Origin of the sequence: Nostoc sp. T09 (assembly GCF_002154695.1) — a bacterium.
Classification (GTDB): domain Bacteria; phylum Cyanobacteriota; class Cyanobacteriia; order Cyanobacteriales; family Nostocaceae; genus Aulosira.
The window spans coordinates 43359-59934 of the sequence record NZ_MTAV01000043.1 but is presented as its reverse complement, the minus strand read 5'-3'; the positions used below and the strand labels follow the sequence as shown (position 1 = coordinate 59934).

21 protein-coding genes are annotated in these 16576 nt (G+C 41.0%); 17 read left to right on the top strand and 4 right to left on the bottom strand.

Features of this window, described 5'->3' with window-relative positions:
- Positions 1-137 precede the first annotated feature (137 nt).
- The 5 genes from BV372_RS10945 to BV372_RS10925 all read left to right on the top strand — a co-directional run bounded on the left by BV372_RS10945 (position 138) and on the right by BV372_RS10925 (position 4393).
- Entirely contained in the window at positions 138-854 is a 717-nt protein-coding gene (locus tag BV372_RS10945; protein ID WP_086686533.1) for an SDR family oxidoreductase, read from the top strand.
- A gap of 111 nt (positions 855-965) precedes the next feature.
- A complete protein-coding gene (locus BV372_RS10940) occupies positions 966-1562 on the top strand; it encodes a tRNA-(ms[2]io[6]A)-hydroxylase (RefSeq protein WP_086686532.1) in 597 nt (198 codons plus the stop codon).
- Positions 1563-1582: 20 nt separating this feature from the next.
- Entirely contained in the window at positions 1583-1981 is a 399-nt protein-coding gene (locus BV372_RS10935; RefSeq protein WP_086686531.1) for a VOC family protein, read from the top strand.
- A 24-nt stretch (positions 1982-2005) separates the two neighbouring features.
- Positions 2006-3856: a leucine-rich repeat domain-containing protein gene (locus BV372_RS10930; RefSeq protein ID WP_086686530.1), complete on the top strand. Its 1851-nt coding sequence runs from the start codon at positions 2006-2008 to the stop codon at positions 3854-3856.
- Positions 3857-3904: 48 nt separating this feature from the next.
- Positions 3905-4393, top strand: a complete 489-nt coding sequence (locus BV372_RS10925) for a GNAT family N-acetyltransferase (protein WP_086686529.1) — start codon at positions 3905-3907, stop codon at positions 4391-4393.
- Positions 4394-4445: 52 nt separating this feature from the next.
- On the opposite strand, the gene BV372_RS10920 is transcribed toward BV372_RS10925, so the two are convergent.
- A complete protein-coding gene (locus tag BV372_RS10920; RefSeq protein WP_086686528.1) occupies positions 4446-5030 on the bottom strand; it encodes a Uma2 family endonuclease in 585 nt (194 codons plus the stop codon).
- A 234-nt stretch (positions 5031-5264) separates the two neighbouring features.
- Between BV372_RS10920 and BV372_RS10915 the strand changes: the two genes are divergently transcribed.
- On the top strand, positions 5265-5942 hold the full coding sequence (locus BV372_RS10915) for a ComF family protein (RefSeq protein ID WP_086686527.1): 678 nt from the start codon (positions 5265-5267) through the stop codon (positions 5940-5942).
- An 81-nt stretch (positions 5943-6023) separates the two neighbouring features.
- Positions 6024-6485 carry a PPC domain-containing protein gene (locus BV372_RS10910; RefSeq protein ID WP_086686537.1) on the top strand — a complete coding sequence of 154 codons (462 nt, stop codon included), beginning with the start codon at positions 6024-6026 and terminating at the stop codon, positions 6483-6485.
- Between the two features lie 80 nt (positions 6486-6565).
- Here BV372_RS10910 and cobS read toward each other — a convergent pair whose 3' ends face one another.
- Positions 6566-7339 carry an adenosylcobinamide-GDP ribazoletransferase gene (gene cobS / locus BV372_RS10905; protein WP_086686526.1) on the bottom strand — a complete coding sequence of 258 codons (774 nt, stop codon included), beginning with the start codon at positions 7337-7339 and terminating at the stop codon, positions 6566-6568.
- 369 nt (positions 7340-7708) lie between these two features.
- On the opposite strand from cobS, the gene BV372_RS10900 reads away from it, so the two are divergent.
- The 5 genes from BV372_RS10900 to psbM all read left to right on the top strand — a co-directional run bounded on the left by BV372_RS10900 (position 7709) and on the right by psbM (position 10387).
- A complete protein-coding gene (locus BV372_RS10900; RefSeq protein ID WP_086686525.1) occupies positions 7709-8161 on the top strand; it encodes a hypothetical protein in 453 nt (150 codons plus the stop codon).
- 130 nt (positions 8162-8291) lie between these two features.
- Positions 8292-9431, top strand: a complete 1140-nt coding sequence (gene tgt / locus BV372_RS10895) for a tRNA guanosine(34) transglycosylase Tgt (protein WP_086686524.1) — start codon at positions 8292-8294, stop codon at positions 9429-9431.
- Between the two features lie 102 nt (positions 9432-9533).
- The gene (locus BV372_RS10890) at positions 9534-9671 is read left to right on the top strand and encodes a photosystem II reaction center protein K (protein ID WP_010995059.1); all 138 of its coding nucleotides are present in this window, start codon (positions 9534-9536) and stop codon (positions 9669-9671) included.
- 183 nt (positions 9672-9854) lie between these two features.
- Entirely contained in the window at positions 9855-10151 is a 297-nt protein-coding gene (locus BV372_RS10885; RefSeq protein ID WP_086686523.1) for a 2Fe-2S iron-sulfur cluster-binding protein, read from the top strand.
- A gap of 119 nt (positions 10152-10270) precedes the next feature.
- The gene (gene psbM / locus BV372_RS10880) at positions 10271-10387 is read left to right on the top strand and encodes a photosystem II reaction center protein PsbM (RefSeq protein ID WP_086686522.1); all 117 of its coding nucleotides are present in this window, start codon (positions 10271-10273) and stop codon (positions 10385-10387) included.
- A gap of 80 nt (positions 10388-10467) precedes the next feature.
- On the opposite strand, the gene BV372_RS10875 is transcribed toward psbM, so the two are convergent.
- A complete protein-coding gene (locus tag BV372_RS10875; RefSeq protein ID WP_086686536.1) occupies positions 10468-11319 on the bottom strand; it encodes a universal stress protein in 852 nt (283 codons plus the stop codon).
- Between the two features lie 917 nt (positions 11320-12236).
- Between BV372_RS10875 and BV372_RS10870 the strand changes: the two genes are divergently transcribed.
- The 5 genes from BV372_RS10870 (at position 12237) to BV372_RS10850 (ending at position 16036) form a co-directional block, all read left to right on the top strand.
- Entirely contained in the window at positions 12237-12995 is a 759-nt protein-coding gene (locus BV372_RS10870) for a DsbA family protein (RefSeq protein WP_086686521.1), read from the top strand.
- 521 nt (positions 12996-13516) lie between these two features.
- A complete protein-coding gene (locus BV372_RS10865) occupies positions 13517-14224 on the top strand; it encodes a CAP domain-containing protein (protein WP_086686520.1) in 708 nt (235 codons plus the stop codon).
- Positions 14225-14286: 62 nt separating this feature from the next.
- Positions 14287-14850, top strand: a complete 564-nt coding sequence (locus BV372_RS10860) for a CAP domain-containing protein (RefSeq protein WP_086686519.1) — start codon at positions 14287-14289, stop codon at positions 14848-14850.
- 74 nt (positions 14851-14924) lie between these two features.
- The gene (locus BV372_RS10855; RefSeq protein ID WP_086686518.1) at positions 14925-15185 is read left to right on the top strand and encodes a hypothetical protein; all 261 of its coding nucleotides are present in this window, start codon (positions 14925-14927) and stop codon (positions 15183-15185) included.
- Positions 15185-16036: an alpha/beta fold hydrolase gene (locus BV372_RS10850; protein WP_086686517.1), complete on the top strand. Its 852-nt coding sequence runs from the start codon at positions 15185-15187 to the stop codon at positions 16034-16036. Before BV372_RS10855 ends, BV372_RS10850 begins: the two co-directional genes overlap by 1 nt.
- Before the next feature lie 188 nt (positions 16037-16224).
- Here BV372_RS10850 and BV372_RS10845 read toward each other — a convergent pair whose 3' ends face one another.
- Entirely contained in the window at positions 16225-16527 is a 303-nt protein-coding gene (locus tag BV372_RS10845) for a DUF1816 domain-containing protein (RefSeq protein ID WP_086686516.1), read from the bottom strand.
- Between the last annotated feature and the right edge of the window lie 49 nt (positions 16528-16576).

Sequence of the window (16576 nt, the reverse complement as noted above, 5' to 3'; positions counted from 1 at the left end):
TACTATTTGTATCTTCTTATTTGCTGCTCCTCGGGTTCCCAGGGGGTAAGACCCCCTATTCGCCAGCTGTATCCTTGAAGAAGTAGGGGATATAAATCAGTAGAATAATTCAATCGATTGATAACCTGAGAAAAACCATGAGTACAACTAAAAAAGTGGCAGTAGTCACAGGTGGAAATCGCGGTTTGGGATTTGAAGCCTCTCGCCAATTGGCTAAACAAGGATATCAGGTAATTCTCACTAGTCGTGATGAAGAAAAAGGTAAATCAGCAGCGCTGAAATTAAAGAATGAAGGATTAGATGTAATTTTTCAGCCTCTTGATGTTACCAGTGATGAAAGTAGCCAAAAATTAGCTGAATTTATTAATAATGAATTTGGCAAACTCGATGTGTTAGTAAATAATGCTGGGATATACATTGATTCCCCAACAGGTGACAACAGTATTTTTGATGCCAAAATAGACACTTTAAAACAAACGCTAGAAACTAATGTTTATGGAGTTTTGCGAGTTACCCAGGCTTTAATTCCTCTCATGAAGAAACAGAATTATGGCCGGATAGTGAATGTTTCTTCAAGAATGGGACAACTACATGATATGGGGGGAGGTTCCCCAGGATATCGCATTTCTAAAACAGCTTTGAATGCCCTGACACGGATTTTTGCAAGCGAATTACAAGGCACAGATATTTTAGTAAATTCTATGTATCCTGGTTGGGTGCAAACCGATATGGGTGGAAAAAATGCACCAAGAACTCCAGAACAAGGAGTAGATACAATTGTCTGGTTAGCAACTCTTGATGATGGCGGTGCTACTGGTGGATTCTTCCGCGATCGCCAACCAATCGAATGGTAGTCAAACATCTTGGGAGCGATCGCCTGCTCAGTCCCGATCGCCCCAGACCAGATTAAAATCAATTTGCTGGGCTATGTCAGCTAAATTGAGACTTCTGGAGTTTTTGATCCTGTGCTTAATGCATTAACAACTATCAACACCCTCAAACAACCTACCAGTTCGGCTTGGGTAGAACAGGCGATCGCTAACTTAGATATTATTTTGCTCGACCATTCCCACTGCGAACGCAAAGCAGCGGGTGTGGCGTTAAATTTTATGTTTCGCTACCCTTCCAATGCGAAAATGGTCAGAGAGTTAACTGCGATCGCTCGTGAAGAACTAGAGCATTTTGAACTAGTCAATCAGTGGCTAGAACGCCGGAATATTCCCCTTGCACCTTTACCACCACCTCCCTACGGCGCAGGTTTGAAAGCTCAAGTTCGGCCCCAAGAACCTGATAGATTTTTAGATTCGTTACTCGTCACCGGGTTAATTGAAGCGCGCAGTCACGAACGTCTAGGATTGTTAGCTACCCACTGTCCTGAGCCAGAATTAGCGAAATTTTACCGCGGTTTAATGGCATCAGAAGCACGTCACTTTGGTACTTACTGGGTTTTAGCCGATACTTACTTTGACCGTGAACTTGTCATGCAACGGCTCGATGAACTAGCATTTGTTGAAAGTGAATTGCTAGCAAATTTACACCCAGAGCCGAGAATTCATAGTTAGTAAACTAACACACCGAGATTATGAAACTTCAGTTAACACACTTAAGACTGCTTGTTTCCAACTACAAAGATGCTTTTTTGTTCTACCGGGATTTACTGGGGTTGGATGTAGATTGGGGGGATGAAGAGACTGGATACGCTGAGTTTAGTACCGGATCTATCCAGCTGGCTGTGTTAAAGAAAGAGTTCATGTCCCAAATCATCCCTAATCAGCTTTCATCCTTTTACAGCCAGGATAAAACATCTTTAATTTTTGCCGTCGATAACGTCGATGAAGTATATCAACGGCTCAAAGAGCATAATGCGATCGTTGTGGCTCAACCTACAGACCGTTTAGACTGGGGAATTCGCACAGCTCATTTTCGCGATCCCGATGGCAATTTGATTGAGGTTTACACGAACATGGGTATCGTAAGTTAGAGTTTCCCCGCCAGCTAATACCCAATGTCTGAACCACAGCCAAACCAGACTCCGAACTTTCGTCGCTTTGCTGACTGGTGTTTGCATAAAGATAGCCTCTCAACTGAAGCAAGACATACAGTTGAGGTGCTATTGGAGAAAGCTGGAACTTGCGATCGCTATGAAGCAGAGCAGATACTATCAAACTCTACCGAATTGATTCTTTATAAACAGGGTATTTCTGACCTGAGTCCGCTGTCTAGCCTAACTAACTTGACTGTACTGCATCTTTTTGAGAGGAACATTTTAAATTTAAATCCCCTGTCTAGCCTAACTAATCTGACTAAATTCTATTTCAGTAACAAAAACAAAAACCTTGTAGACTTAAATCCTCTGTGCGATCTCACCAAGCTAACTGTACTGCATCTCGTTCACAGTAAAATTTCAGATTTAAGTCCTTTATCTCGGCTGATAAATTTGACTGTACTGAATCTTGAGCGCAATCAAATTTCAGATTTAAGTCCTCTATCTGAGCTAAAAAATCTGACTGTACTGCATCTCGATCGTAATCAAATTTCCGACCTGACTCCCATATCTGGACTGATCAACCTGACTACATTGAATCTTCTTGATAATAAAGTTTCAGATATCAGTCCTATATCGCAACTGACCAATCTAACTAGATTTGATATTGCTACCAATAAAGTTGCAGATGTAAGCCCTATATCTGAACTTATTAACCTAACTGAACTTATACTTAATGACAATCAGATTTCGGATTTAAGTCCCATATCTGGGCTAACTAACCTAAACCGCTTATATCTCAATTGCAATCAAATTTCCGACTTGAGCCTATTATTTGGGCTGAAAAACCTAAATTCACTGGGGATTCGTCCACCAATCTTCGACAGGAGCATCTGGTCATCACTCCAAAGCAAGTGTTCTAATATTTATACTGTACCAATTGATGAACAAAAAAGCATAAAAGCAGTTAAGGATATTTATGCTTACATGGGTCTGGAAGAACCTAAAATTATTTTTTTACCTAGTCCATCCGTAAATTTAAAGTGTTTACCGGAACGTCAAGAATTGGAAAAAGAGATAGCAGAGAAAATCCAGAAAATTACTGGTAAAAAACTGAGTAGAGGATTGCGATGTTTTCTATACAGTAATATTCAAAACCGCCTTACACAAAATAACTTTTCTAGAGAAGTGTGGAGACGTTTTCACAAGCAGTTAGAAGACTATGATTTGAGGATTTTAGGGCAAATTACTATTATGCCTGAAGAATTGCTGACGATGATTGGTTCGACCGAGTTTTTAGTTCGTGAATTTAATTATCAGCTTGACCAAGAAGAACAAGAAGCATTGCGGTGTCTCAATCAACTATTTGAAAACTGCGGTTGGATATTTCCCTTTGAGAGAGTTTGTATAGTGTGCGATCGCCCCCGTAAAATCTCTTTAGATACAGAGAATCGCTTACACGCAGAAGGAGAACCCGCGATTCAGTTTAGCGATGGCTGGCATACTGGATACTACTATCACGGAGTGAAAATACCTGAGAAATACGGCAAGGTACGCCCCCACGAATGGCAAGCACAGTGGCTTTTAGCAGAAGATAATGCCGAACTCAGGCGCGTTTTAATCCAAGGTATAGGCTACGATCGCATATGTGAGCAATTACAAGCGCAAGTCATCGATTCTTGGCAAGAATACACCTTACTTCGCATTAATGCTGATGTTGATGTTGAAGCAATTCATTTATTAAAAATGACTTGCCCTAGCACTGGCAAAATTCATACATTAAGAGTACCACCACAGATTAACTCTGCCAGAGTTGCTGTTCGTTGGGTAAATTGGGATATAGATCCAGAAGAATTTTCTGTGCAAACTTGACTCTCACTTTGCTCCCGTTCAAAATTAAAAATTATTGAAAATTTTCCGATGAGAGATTATTATCGAGATTTTTTGATTCGTAACTGGGAGCAGAGCGATCGCACAAGCACTGCCGCAGTTATCAGTTATGTATTATCAGAATACGGTTTGGGTTGGGAACCCAACGGCGCTGACCGAGATGTGGTGCAAGTGGAGGAATGCTACTTAGCCACTGGAGGCGAGTTTTGGGTAATTGAACACCAAGGCCAGTTAGTAGGTACTGGGGCATACTACCCTGTAAATCGGGGTGAAAAAGCTGTAGAAATCCGCAAAATGTACCTTTTACCCAGTATCAGAGGTATAGGGTTAGGGAAATATTTGTTACAACAACTAGAAGCAGCGATCGCCGCCCGTGGTTTTCAGGAAATCTGGATTGAAACCGCGAGTGTTTTAGTAGAAGCGGTCAAACTGTATGAAAGTAACGGATATAAACCAGCAACAGGTGTAGAAACCCCAAGGTGCGATCGTGTGTACGTAAAATTACTCAACCAGCCCTAAATGCCAAACTAGTGCTGTTTACCAAATTTTACTTGAATGCGATCGCTTTTACCTAAGACCTACTCACTAGCGGTAACATCTCTAAAACCTGAATTCTCAAATCAGGAAACTCTAAGGGTGAAATAGTCTCATCTTCTGCCAAAATCTTTTCACTTTGATAGCCATCTTCACTTGGTTCTCTCAAGATGTGTACTTGACGACTAACCACGTCTAGCACCCAATAATCACTAATTCCCGCTTTTGAGTAGGCTTTGCCTTTAGTTTCACAATCCAGTTTCAGGCTACTATCTGCCACCTCAATAATCAGATAAATCTCAGGTGGAGTAGGATGATGGTCTGCATAGTCTAGAGGATCTACTTTAACGACCGCAATATCTGGTTCTGGTTCAGACCGTTCATTTAACTTTACTGGGTCTTGAACAGATACCCAAGCCCGACTTCCTAAACGATTTTGTATTAATTTATTTGTTCTGCCCACAGCTGAAGTATGGGTTGTTCCTTTGGCACTCATCCAAATAATCTTTCCATCTAGGAGTTCCACACGTTCATCTGCACCAAAAATCCCAACCTCAGCTATTCGGTGGTATTCCTCAACAGTCCACAGGCGAAGTGGTAACGTCGTTTCTATCTTTTGCATGACTTGTTCAGCAAATGTGAGGGTCGGGGGGATTTTAGTATCGTAACTTGAAAATCGGGGCTGGGAATTGAAGCGGATGAGGCAAGGGGGAGCAGGGGAAGAAATGACAAATGACCAATACTTCGGCTTCGCTCAGTACAAGTGACGAATGACGAATGACCAATGACAAATGACAAATCTGATTTGTGCCAGATTAATGTCAGCCATACCCGATCTTAAAAGGACATACTAGCTGTGATTTATGCTAGAACCGCACTTAAAGGTTTACTTAACCTTTTTCTTCAATCCCATTGTCCTCTATGCCAACGAAGTACAACTCGTGAACTTTGTGAATACTGTGAAAAACAGTTACAAAAATGTCACCTCCAAGACCCAAATATCTTATGGAAAGAGCCTCTACCAGTATTTAGCTGGGGAGTTTATGGTGGTTCCCTAAAAAGAGCGATCGCAGCGCTGAAATACGAAAATCAACCTCAAATTGCTCGTCCTTTGGGTCAATGGTTAGGAGAAGCTTGGTTATTAAATTCGCCAAAACGCAATCAAAAGTTTGTTGTTGTTCCCATACCACTTCACGCTAGTAAGCAAAAACAACGCGGCTATAACCAAGCTGCACTCTTAGCACAAAGTTTTTGTCAAACAACTGGGTTAAAATTCAAACTAAATGGTCTAGAAAGAGTTAGAGAAACTAAAGCGCAGTTTGGTTTATCAGTATCAGAGCGAGAACAAAACTTGTCAGCAGCTTTTGCTGTCGGTTCAGAACTTCGCGATCGCCATCCAGATTTTCCAGTGTTATTAGTTGATGATATTTACACTACTGGTGCTACTGCTGCTGCTGCGGTACAAACACTTAGTAACTGGGGAATTGCGGTCTCAGGGTTAGTAGCACTTGCTACTGCTATCAAAAATAAATAACCAAACAATTCATGGGCAAGCTATCTCAGAGAACTCTATAATTGACCAGATCACCCTGTTTGTGTGGGAATTTTGCTTGAAATGATCGGTAAAGCTTTTACAATCGGTTTGAAACGGGTAATCATCATTCCAGCCACATTAGTGGCAATTGGTGTCAGTACAAGCGCAGCTTTTGCTCAAAATAAGTTATATAGTCCAATTCCTTTAACTACTAGTAGTGCTGAATTTAACGATACGCTCTCAGAGAAAGATATTCCCACTGGTCAAGGCGGATTTGCCCGTGATTATACGGTGAAGTTGAATAAAGGTGATAATTTAGCAGTTGATTTGGCATCTGACAACTTTGATAGCATTATCACCCTGCTGTCACCCGATGGAGCAACATTGGCAGAAAATGATGACGGACCCGATGGCACCAGTAACTCCTTATTATTTACTCGTATTGTAGAAACAGGTACTTATATTATTCGTGTCCGTTCTTTTGGAGAAACTGGTGTTGGGAAGTTTAAACTTAAAGTGACAAAGCTGCAACCGATAAAATGAAGTAGTCATTGGTCATTTGTGATTTGTCGAAAGATAATAGACAAGGGTCATTAGTTATTTCTTCCTTGTGCCCCTTTCTCTTAAAAAACAGTCAGCACACAAAGAAATAAGGCTTCAGTCCACTCAACGACTGCGCCGTAAGTGTCGCCTGTGTGTCCGCCTAATTTATAGTTAAACCATGCACTAGTCAAAGTGGCGATCGCACTTCCAGCGATTACCATTGCTAATGCCAAAAACATCAGCTTGCTATCTAGCAAAAAAAGTAACCCGCTTAAAGCTATGAGCAACAGCAGTCCTGGTAACAAATCTTTGTAAGATTGAATGGCTTGTTTGTGCAACGCGCCTTTACCAGTAGGTTTTAGGTAAGGATAACAAGCGATCGCTAGCTGTTGTCCCCAGCGTCCCCAGCCACAAGCCGCCATTAAGATCAACCAACGGTTTGCTTCTATATCTGTTAAGGCTGTTGTTTTGAGCAACAATAAGGCGATCGCTGCCATTGCTCCAAATGCACCTGTAGCACTGTCTGTCATTACCTCTAAGCGTCTATCTGGGTCACCTACCGCTAAACCGTCAGCAGTATCCATCGTTCCGTCTAAATGCAGTCCTCCAGTAATACCAATGCTCAGACTCACTACTAAGGCGCTACGAGTTAATACTGGTATACCCAAATAACTTATTCCTGTATCAAATAACCCTAAAATTCCGCCAATCAGTAGTCCTACTAGTGGAGCAAAACGCGCCACCCGCCCAAACTCTAATCCCGTCAAATTTGGCAACGGAATAGTAGTATAAAATATTACGCTAGCAGCTAAATCTAACAGCAGCTTTTTCTCAGATGGAGGCTGATTTGTCATATTATTTACTTCGCTCAACAGCTATTTATGGAATAAGTTCACTATTCCGTCACAAGCTGTGTTAGAAGATTTTAAAGCTTTAAATAAGTTTTATTTGCTATTGAGATTCATCCAGAAAATTTTGTTATGCTAGTCTCAGTGTGCTTAAAAGACTTAAGCATTAATTTATACAAAGCTTTAACAAATCTCAAAAATGCAAAAGTTCAACAGAAAGAATTTTGTTTTGTATTCTTAAATTAAGAACCTAATCCAGGTTTTTAGACGATTGCCCTCGAAAGTTGATATTTTGTAAATGTAGGGGGTATACAGACTGTGGGCTTAAATGTTTTGCGCTGTTGCACCTGACCTTCGCTCATTCCCCATTTCCTTATGAGTCACCATCTACCCGACACCAGGATACCAGCTCCGTGCATTATTAACACGGGCATTATTGTGAATAAGCTCGACATGCGACGATTGTTGGCTGACTTAGGTCGAGTCCACTACATCTACACCCAAGAAGGCCAGTTACAGAGTGAGGGTGATGGGGATGTGATGGAAGTGTTTGCCAATCCACAAAGATCTACTTTAGTTGCCAACCAAGCGCTTTATTTAAATGTTCATAGTTTTGATTACTTAGAATTGAAACAGTCCCCGCAACAAGAAACCTACTTTGATTTAATGCAAGAAGGTATGTGTCTGCGGCTAATTCCCCTCTCCACTCCCCTACAAGAGCGAAAGGAGCGTAACTTGAATGTCAGCGCTATAGAAGCCATGATGGAGCAAGTACTCTCAGCTAGATGGGATGCAGAAATTGATGATGACACTTCTGAGTCGTTTTAACTAGCAACAGAAATACTATATAGTCGAAAAGTTGGTAATCGGTTAGTAGTTAGCACTAAGGTGATAGCTAAGACCCAGTTACCATTTTTTATACTTGTCCATTATTTAGCGAAATAAAATTACTTTTACTTTGAGTGCCAATTTTTCTTTTGAATGTCTTGCTTGCTGTAGCCAGACAAAAGCCAGAGCAGGTGTATTTTTCACCCCTCACGGCCCTGTAGAAACCCCAAGATTTATGCCAGTGGGGACGCTGGCAAATGTCAAAACTGTGACCCCAGCCCAACTTCAGGATACTGGAGCGCAGATGGTATTATCTAATACTTACCATCTTCACTTACAGCCAGGAGAAGCAATTGTGGCTGGAGGTGGGGGGCTGCACAAATTTATGGGTTGGAATGGTCCCATGCTCACTGATTCTGGTGGGTTTCAGGTCTTCAGTTTGAGTGAGATGCGAAAGATTACAGAAGAAGGAGTAACTTTTCGCTCACCTCATGATGGACAAATTATTAACTTAACACCAGAACGCTCTATTGAGATTCAAAATACTCTAGGAGCGGATGTGATTATGGCGTTTGATGAGTGTCCACCCTACCCAGCTACTCGGCAAGAGGTAGAAGCTGCCACTGGGCGCACTTACCGTTGGTTAGAACGCTGTATTGTCGCTCATAAACGCAGCGATCAAGCACTGTTTGGCATTGTCCAAGGTGGTGTGTATTTAGATTTGCGATCGCAAGCTGCTTTGGCTTTAGCTGAGTTAGATTTGCCTGGATATGCCATTGGTGGCGTGAGTGTGGGAGAACCACCAGAACTAATGGCTCAGATTGTGCAAACAACTGCACCACTACTACCACCCGAAAAGCCACGTTATTTGATGGGTGTGGGTACTTATAAAGAAATGGCAATTGCGATCGCCTCTGGCGTAGATTTATTTGATTGCGTAATTCCCACCCGTTGGGCCAGACATGGTACGGCAATGGTACAAGGCGATCGCTGGAATTTAAAAAATGCTAAATTCCGTGAAGATTTTACACCATTAGATGAAACTTGTGCTTGCTATGCTTGTCAAAACTTCAGCCGTGCTTACATCTCTCATCTAGTGCGATCGCAAGAGATTTTAGCTTACACCCTATTGAGTATTCACAACATCACCGAACTAATTCGCTTTACCCAACGCATCCGCGAAGCAATATTAAGCGATCGCTTTGCCACAGAATTTGCTCATTGGTTGAGTTCACCTGAATCAGTATTCAATGAAAAAACAAATGACTAATGATAAACGTCAACTGGTTACTGACAACTGACTACTGACCAAACCATGTTAAGATACTTCTCAATTATGAAAGCTGTGTTGGATAGGTGGATTTAAACGAATATGGAAGCAGCACTGTTGTTAGCAAAATTGCCTGAGGCTTACCAAATTTTTGATCCTTTGGTGGATGTTCTCCCAATAATTCCCGTTTTCTTCTTGTTACTTGCTTTCGTTTGGCAAGCAGCAGTGGGATTTAGGTAAGTTAATTAATTTTTAATTTCTGGGACAGGTCTTTGAACCTGTCCTATTTTTTTGCCTATTTTGCTTTGCTAAAATTGATAATTCTTAATAATATGTAATTTTTTACTATAGACTTAAGTTAGGATATTCAACCTAGTTAACACACAGCCAACAACCGGGCTTAAATTCAATAAGGTAGCAGTTATGGGTAATATCAAATTCGTTAAAGAAAATAAAGAAGTAGTAGCAGCAGATGGTGCCAATCTCCGGCTTAAAGCAATACAAAATGGAATTGACATCTATACATTAATTGGCAAAATGACAAATTGCGGTGGCTATGGCCAGTGTGGTACTTGCATAGTCGAGATTGTTGAAGGTATAGAGAATCTTTCCCCTCGTACAGATGTAGAAAACCGGAAATTGAAGAAAAAACCCGAAAATTACCGCCTTGCTTGTCAAAGCTTAGTAAATGGACCAGTAAGCGTCGTAACTAAGCCTTAGCCCTGGGGATAATTTCACCTTGCTGAGCATTTATAGCAGCAGAAAATTTGGGCAAACTCTGTCATCGATGATGCTATCCTAATGTTGTTGACTGGAAATCTAGGAGAGGCTTTCTTGCCATGCAAGTTAATGACCTGGGGTTCGTAGCGAGCATTCTGTTCGTACTAGTTCCCGCTGTATTTTTGATAGTTCTGTACATCCAAACTGCCAGCCGCGAAGGTAAAAAAGATAGTTAATACGTTTTTTATAAAATAAAGAACCCCTGCACCATAGGTGTAGGGGTTTTTGTTTATCAACCGCTAAATATATTGTGACCTTAACTAACGGTTCGTGCCAACAACACAGGACAACTAGCATTGACTCGAACATAATCAGACAAAGAAGCGCCGATTAGCCGATCTATATCGACAAAACTCTTCGCGACCGATGGACGCCGATCTGGAGATCCAAGCAATAATAAATCTACGTTCAACTCCTCTGCCAAACGACAGATTTCTTCGCCTGGTTTGCCACTACTAGTAAAACAACGAGCTTTCACCCCTTGCCTTTCGGCTTCTGCAACTGCTGCTGCCAAAGCTGAATTTTTCTCTGGGGTAATTTCGTTCACGTCAGATGATTTACCACGCAAATCTGTATTAACATTAGTCAAAATTAGCTGACCGCCCTGGATACCTCGCAGCAGAAACAAAGCTAAACTCAAGCAGTGTTTGGCGGCATCAGAATTATCCATTGCCACCATAACGCGGTTAATTCTTTTAACATAAATGTCATCTTTTACCAACAACATGGGGCGAGATGACAGCTGGAATACATACTGGCTAACTGAGTTCGATAAAATCGATTGCAGCCGCTTAAGTCCCCGTGAACCCATAATAATCAAGTCAGCATCGATTTCATCAGCTACCTGGCAAACTACATCTTTAGGATCGCCTTGCCGCAAGATTGAAGAAGCTTGACTTGGATCTAAGTTCAAAGACTGAATAGCATTAGCTAGGATCTTGCCACCTTCTTCCCACTTTTGGGTCATAGCATTAGCGGTAGATTGAGGTGGTACCACATGCAAAACTGTAACTTTTGCAGTTTGAATTGATGGCACTTCTTTCAATGCTTTCAGCATCTCTTCTGCATGTCCCAATCCAGACACAGCCAGCAAAATTTTCTCTATCATCATACGTCTGTCTTGTTGTTAAGATTGCTTTGGTTTCTGCTCTTAGTGACTTGCCTCAGCTAGGCTTTTTATAACCTTGCTGTACAACCTAGTAAGTTTTTCACACATATAAAATCACAGCTAATTATCCATATCATTGTTGTCCAAAAATCAGAATATGGATTTTCATTTTTGATTGTGATGTTTATTTGCGCTTAGTTACACAAGTTCTTAACTAGGCTCTAATGATTAAGCTTACTCTCAATTTAGCCTGATATATTTACTAAAATATGATGGTATTTATCATTTTTAATCTATGTTAACCTTTGTTCATTAAAAGGTAGTTAAGTATTGCAAAGAATATCTAAAAAAATTAAATGAATTATAGCATTTTTCTCCTAATATCACTATTTTGCAATAATTTTTTAAAACTATAAGTTATTTCTTTATAAATTTTTTGGCTTCACTTCTATGAGAAATTGCTATACAAATCAATAATATTTTGTAAAAAACTGTATTTTCACAGTTGACTGTTGATTACTAATTTTTTAGGTAAAATCAGGAATTTCTTGAGCGTTAAAACCAAAACATGTACAAATACGCTGAAATAGCGATCGCTTTTCTAGGGAATCGCTGTTTAAGCGTATATACTGAAGTTTAAAAAAAAATAGCATAAATAATGACTTAATATAGAGAATTTAAATTTAAGATGAGCTGCTTCCACATCCATAGTAGTCAAATACAATTCTGACAATCATCATCGCCAATCAATTTTTCTGCTTTGATCGCCATTTGCACGCAACACCATCAATAATACGGACGGAGTTTGGCTGGCCTCTTAAATCAATTATGGATTAAATTTGATTTTGCCCAAGAATGCGATCGCCTAGACTCGTCTCAGGGAATACTAGGAGGATGTTGAGAAATCGAGTTTTTGTATGCGTCAATTTTTTCCGTATATACGTATATGGGCGTGCATCAGCTTACTGTGCTGTCTTTTAGCCTGGTCCCTTCCCGCACAAGCGGCTAGTTCCGTCAATCCCAAACTAGAACAGCAAGTATTACAAATCCTCCGACAACACCCGGAGGTAATTATCGAATCTGTCCAAACATACGAACAGCAACAGCAACAACAGTTGCAACAAACACGACAAGCGTTTTTACAAGATTTAAAAACAAATCCTCAGTTGGTAATTAGTGAGTCTCCTACTACTGGATCGGCAACATCAAAAATTGTGTTGGTAGAATTTTCTGATTTTCAATGTCCCTACTGTGCTGAGGCGCATAAAACCTTGAAGCAGTTGTTAGCAAAGCACCAGAATGAGGTGAAATTAGTCTACAAACATTTCCCTCTAACTGCAATTCATGCTGAAGCATTGCCGGCAGCTAAAGCAGCTTGGGCAGCAAATCAACAAGGCAAATTTTGGGAGTATCATGATGCTTTGTTTGCTAATCAAAAACAACTTGGCGAAGCGTTATATATCGATACCGCAAAATCTTTGAATCTAGATTTAGAAAAGTTTAAAAGTGATGCCTTCGGTATCAACACACTTGCTGAAAAAGCGATAGGAAAAGATGTTCGGCTAGCTGAACAATTGGGCATTGCTGGTACACCTTTTTTCGTGATGAAGAGTAAAAATTTCTCTGGTGTCGTGCAGTTATCAAACATCGAAACTATATTAGCTGATGCTAAGTAGGTCGTGGCATACCGCGAACCCGAAAAAACCTATACCAATGTTCAGTAGACTTCTTGCAGAAGTCGGTAAAAGGGAAAGGGGAAAAGGGGAAAGAAACTCAAAACCCTTTCCCTTTAACCTTTTCCCTTTCCCCCCTCTTGCAAAAATATATTTTTGCAAGAGACTCCATGAGCTGCGCTCACAAGAAACAATGAAAATAACGATCTTGCGTTGTTTCAGCCTCTATTTTTAAGGCAGGTCTAGTTTGTAAACCGCAGGCATTTATGGGGAACAACATTCCCCCCTAGATAGTCTATTCACTCTTTACGTTTCTTGTAAGAAAGGTTACAACATGATGTTGAGTGAGAATTGTATAACGCAGAGGTTTAACGCCGAGTATTGGAGAGTTATCTGTACTCCTTGGCGTAACTCTGCGCTTTTTTTTCAAAATATCTTTTTTGAAGATTACGAAATTCTACTATTATGTGGTGTATCCAAAAGTAAATAAATTAAACCGTATAAATTACATTGTGAGGTAATTCATGGGTCGCGCTGGAATTTGGCTATTTTTGCCCCTTACCCTGATAGCTAGCTGTTATCAACAACTGCTACCCCCTAACCAGTCTGTAGCAAAATCGCCCCAGTCTATAGGTCAGAAAGCTACTCCTACTTTGTTAGCCAAGGCAAGTTACCTTTCGCCATTAGAACAACAAGTAATTGATGAAACTAACAAGGTGCGGACAAATCCCAAGGCATACCTTCCCATAATAGAAAACTATAGAAAGCGCTTTCAAGGTAACCGAGTTAAAATCGCTAATAATACCTATTTGCTGACTCAAGAAGGAGTCACAGCCGTGGATGAGGCGATCGCATTTCTCAAGTCAGCTCGTCCTGTGGGAGCATTGAGTACATCTAAGGGGATGTCTTTAGGTGCTAAAGATCATGTCAAAGACCAAGGTCCCAAAGGTGCAACAGGTCATAATGGTAGTGATGGTAGCAACCCTGCTAGTCGCATTAATCGCTATGGTAAATGGCAAACTACCGCAGGCGAAAATATTAGCTATGGCCCAAACACTGCCAGAGATATTGTCATGCAGTTAATTATTGATGATGGCGTGCGCGATCGCGGTCATCGCAAAAACATTTTTAACGGTGCTTTCAAAGTCGCGGGTGTTGCTTATGGAACTCACAAATCATATAAAACAATTTGCGTAATTGATTACGCTGGTGGTTATAGAGAAAAATCATAAGTTTGTAGTCAGGAATTAAGCCCTGACTACAAGAGTTTTTTATTTATGTTAATTAATAAAAAATGCTATCACTTCTAGAACGACAAGTAATAGCAGAAATGAACAAGGTGCGGACAAATCCAACTGCATACCTCCAAGTTTTAAATAATTGGAAGCAGGGCTTCCAAGGTAGGCAAGTCAGAATCTCCGAGCGGGTTTATTTAAAAACTGAGGAAGGAGTTAAAGCAGTTGATGAAGCAATTTCATTTCTGTATTCTGTTCGTCCTGTGGCAGCTTTAAGCGTTTCTAATGGTATGTCTTTGGCTGCTAAAGATCACGTTAAAGACCAAGGAATCACAGGCGCGACTGGCCACTACGGTAGCGATGGTAGCGATCCCTTTACTCGCATCAGCCGCTATGGTGATTGGCAAATTACCGCAGCCGAAAATATTGCCTATGGTTTTCATTTAGCCCAAGACATAATTATGCAATTAATTATTGATGATGGGGTGGGCGATCGCGGTCATCGCCAAAATATCTTTAACCCTGCTTTTAAAGTTACGGGAGTTGCTTTCGGTATTCACGCTATATATAGGCAGATGTGTGTGATTACTTACGCTGGAGGCTATCAAGAAAAATCGGTCTAAAGGTTCGCTTAATACTGCTGAAATCCTTGCTCCTAAGGTTATGTCACAATTAGAAGCAAGATATAAAAATTTATATGCAAGAAAAACTAGAGCGGGCAGTACAAAGAACTGAAGCGAACACCGCAGCTATAGAGGCTAACAGAACTGCGATCGCACAACTGCATTCAACAGTGAATTCACTGGTGCAGGTAGTTGAAATCCATCAGCCTAAGTATGATGCAACTCAATCTAACTTTGAAGGGATTGTGACTGAGCTTAGAGAAATTCGGGGTTTGAGAACAGAGAGTCAACCCATTTTAGAACATTGGTTTGCTAGACAGGAGAACGCAGAGTGATGGGCGATCGCCAGAGTTATCCTGCGGCTAATGCTGCGAAGTTAAATGTCTATGTTCAAGGTCAAGGGTTGCCCATTTTGGCTTTACACGGACATCCTGGTTCCGGTCGGAGTCTTTCTGTCTTTACAAATCACCTATCAAAGCGCTACCAAACTTTTGCACCCGATTTGCGTGGATATGGCAAAAGTCGCTTCAAGGGCAATTTTGCTATGCAAGACCATTTAAACGACCTAGAAGACCTAATAGACCGCTTTCAGATTGATAAATGTTTGGTATTAGGGTGGTCACTTGGTGGTATTCTGGCGATGGAACTGGCATTGCGCCTGCCACAACGCATTACAGGGCTGATTTTAGTGGCGACAGCCGCCAGACCGCGTGGCAACCATCCCCCGATCGCTTGGCAAGATAATGTTTATACTGGTGTTGCGGGGATATTGAACTATATCAAACCGAGTTGGCAGTGGAATATTGAAACTTTTGCTAAGCGATCGCTGTTTCGTCACTTAATCCAACAACATACACCAACAGCATATAGCTATATCGCTAAGGACGCTGTGCCAGCTTATTTACAAACTTCTCCAGCTGCTAGTCGTGCCCTTTACACTGCCATACAATCTGGGTACAACAGACTTACAGACTTGTGGCAAATAGAATGTCCAAGTCTAGTACTTGCTGGTGCTCAAGACCGCCACATCACAGTTGAAGCTAGTTTAGAAACGGCTCGCCACCTCAAGAATTGTCAGTGGCAATCTTACCCCAATACTGCCCACCTTTTCCCGTGGGAAATTCCCGAGCAGGTATTGAGAGACATTGACCACTGGCTGGAAGAGCATTCTCAAGAAATGTGGTAATTTTCAGTCATTAATTCCAGGTCGATTGACTACAAAATGCTGTAGATACTGCTGCTTGTAGTATGGCGGAGTTAGCGCGTTTAGCCGCCAGACTAAATGCATCTAGCGATTTAAGCAAGCAAATTGAAACGCAAGTATTCGCGGTTCTACTCAGGTCTTAGCACAAGGAATACTGACTATTGCCTAATTTACATTTGACCGCTAAAGGCAGGCTTTACTTTGCGGTCAATCCTTTCCCCCAAGTCTTCAGCAATTGTTAAAGAATCTGGTTTACAACGCTTCACATTTACAATAATTCCCTGTGCGCCTTCTGCCTCCAAATCTTCTATGTAACCTTTAATTGCCACATTGGCATCCACAGAGCTCAGAAATGGGCCAAAGTAGTATGTGCAACGGGGGTTTTGTGTCACAATCTCTACCCACCAAGCCAAGCCTAGATTGTTGATTGTGCTAATCAACGTTTCCTTGAGATCATCCCAAATGGTTTTCATGGTAGTTGCCAATTTATGAATGAGGTACTGGATATTAAACGGTATTTTG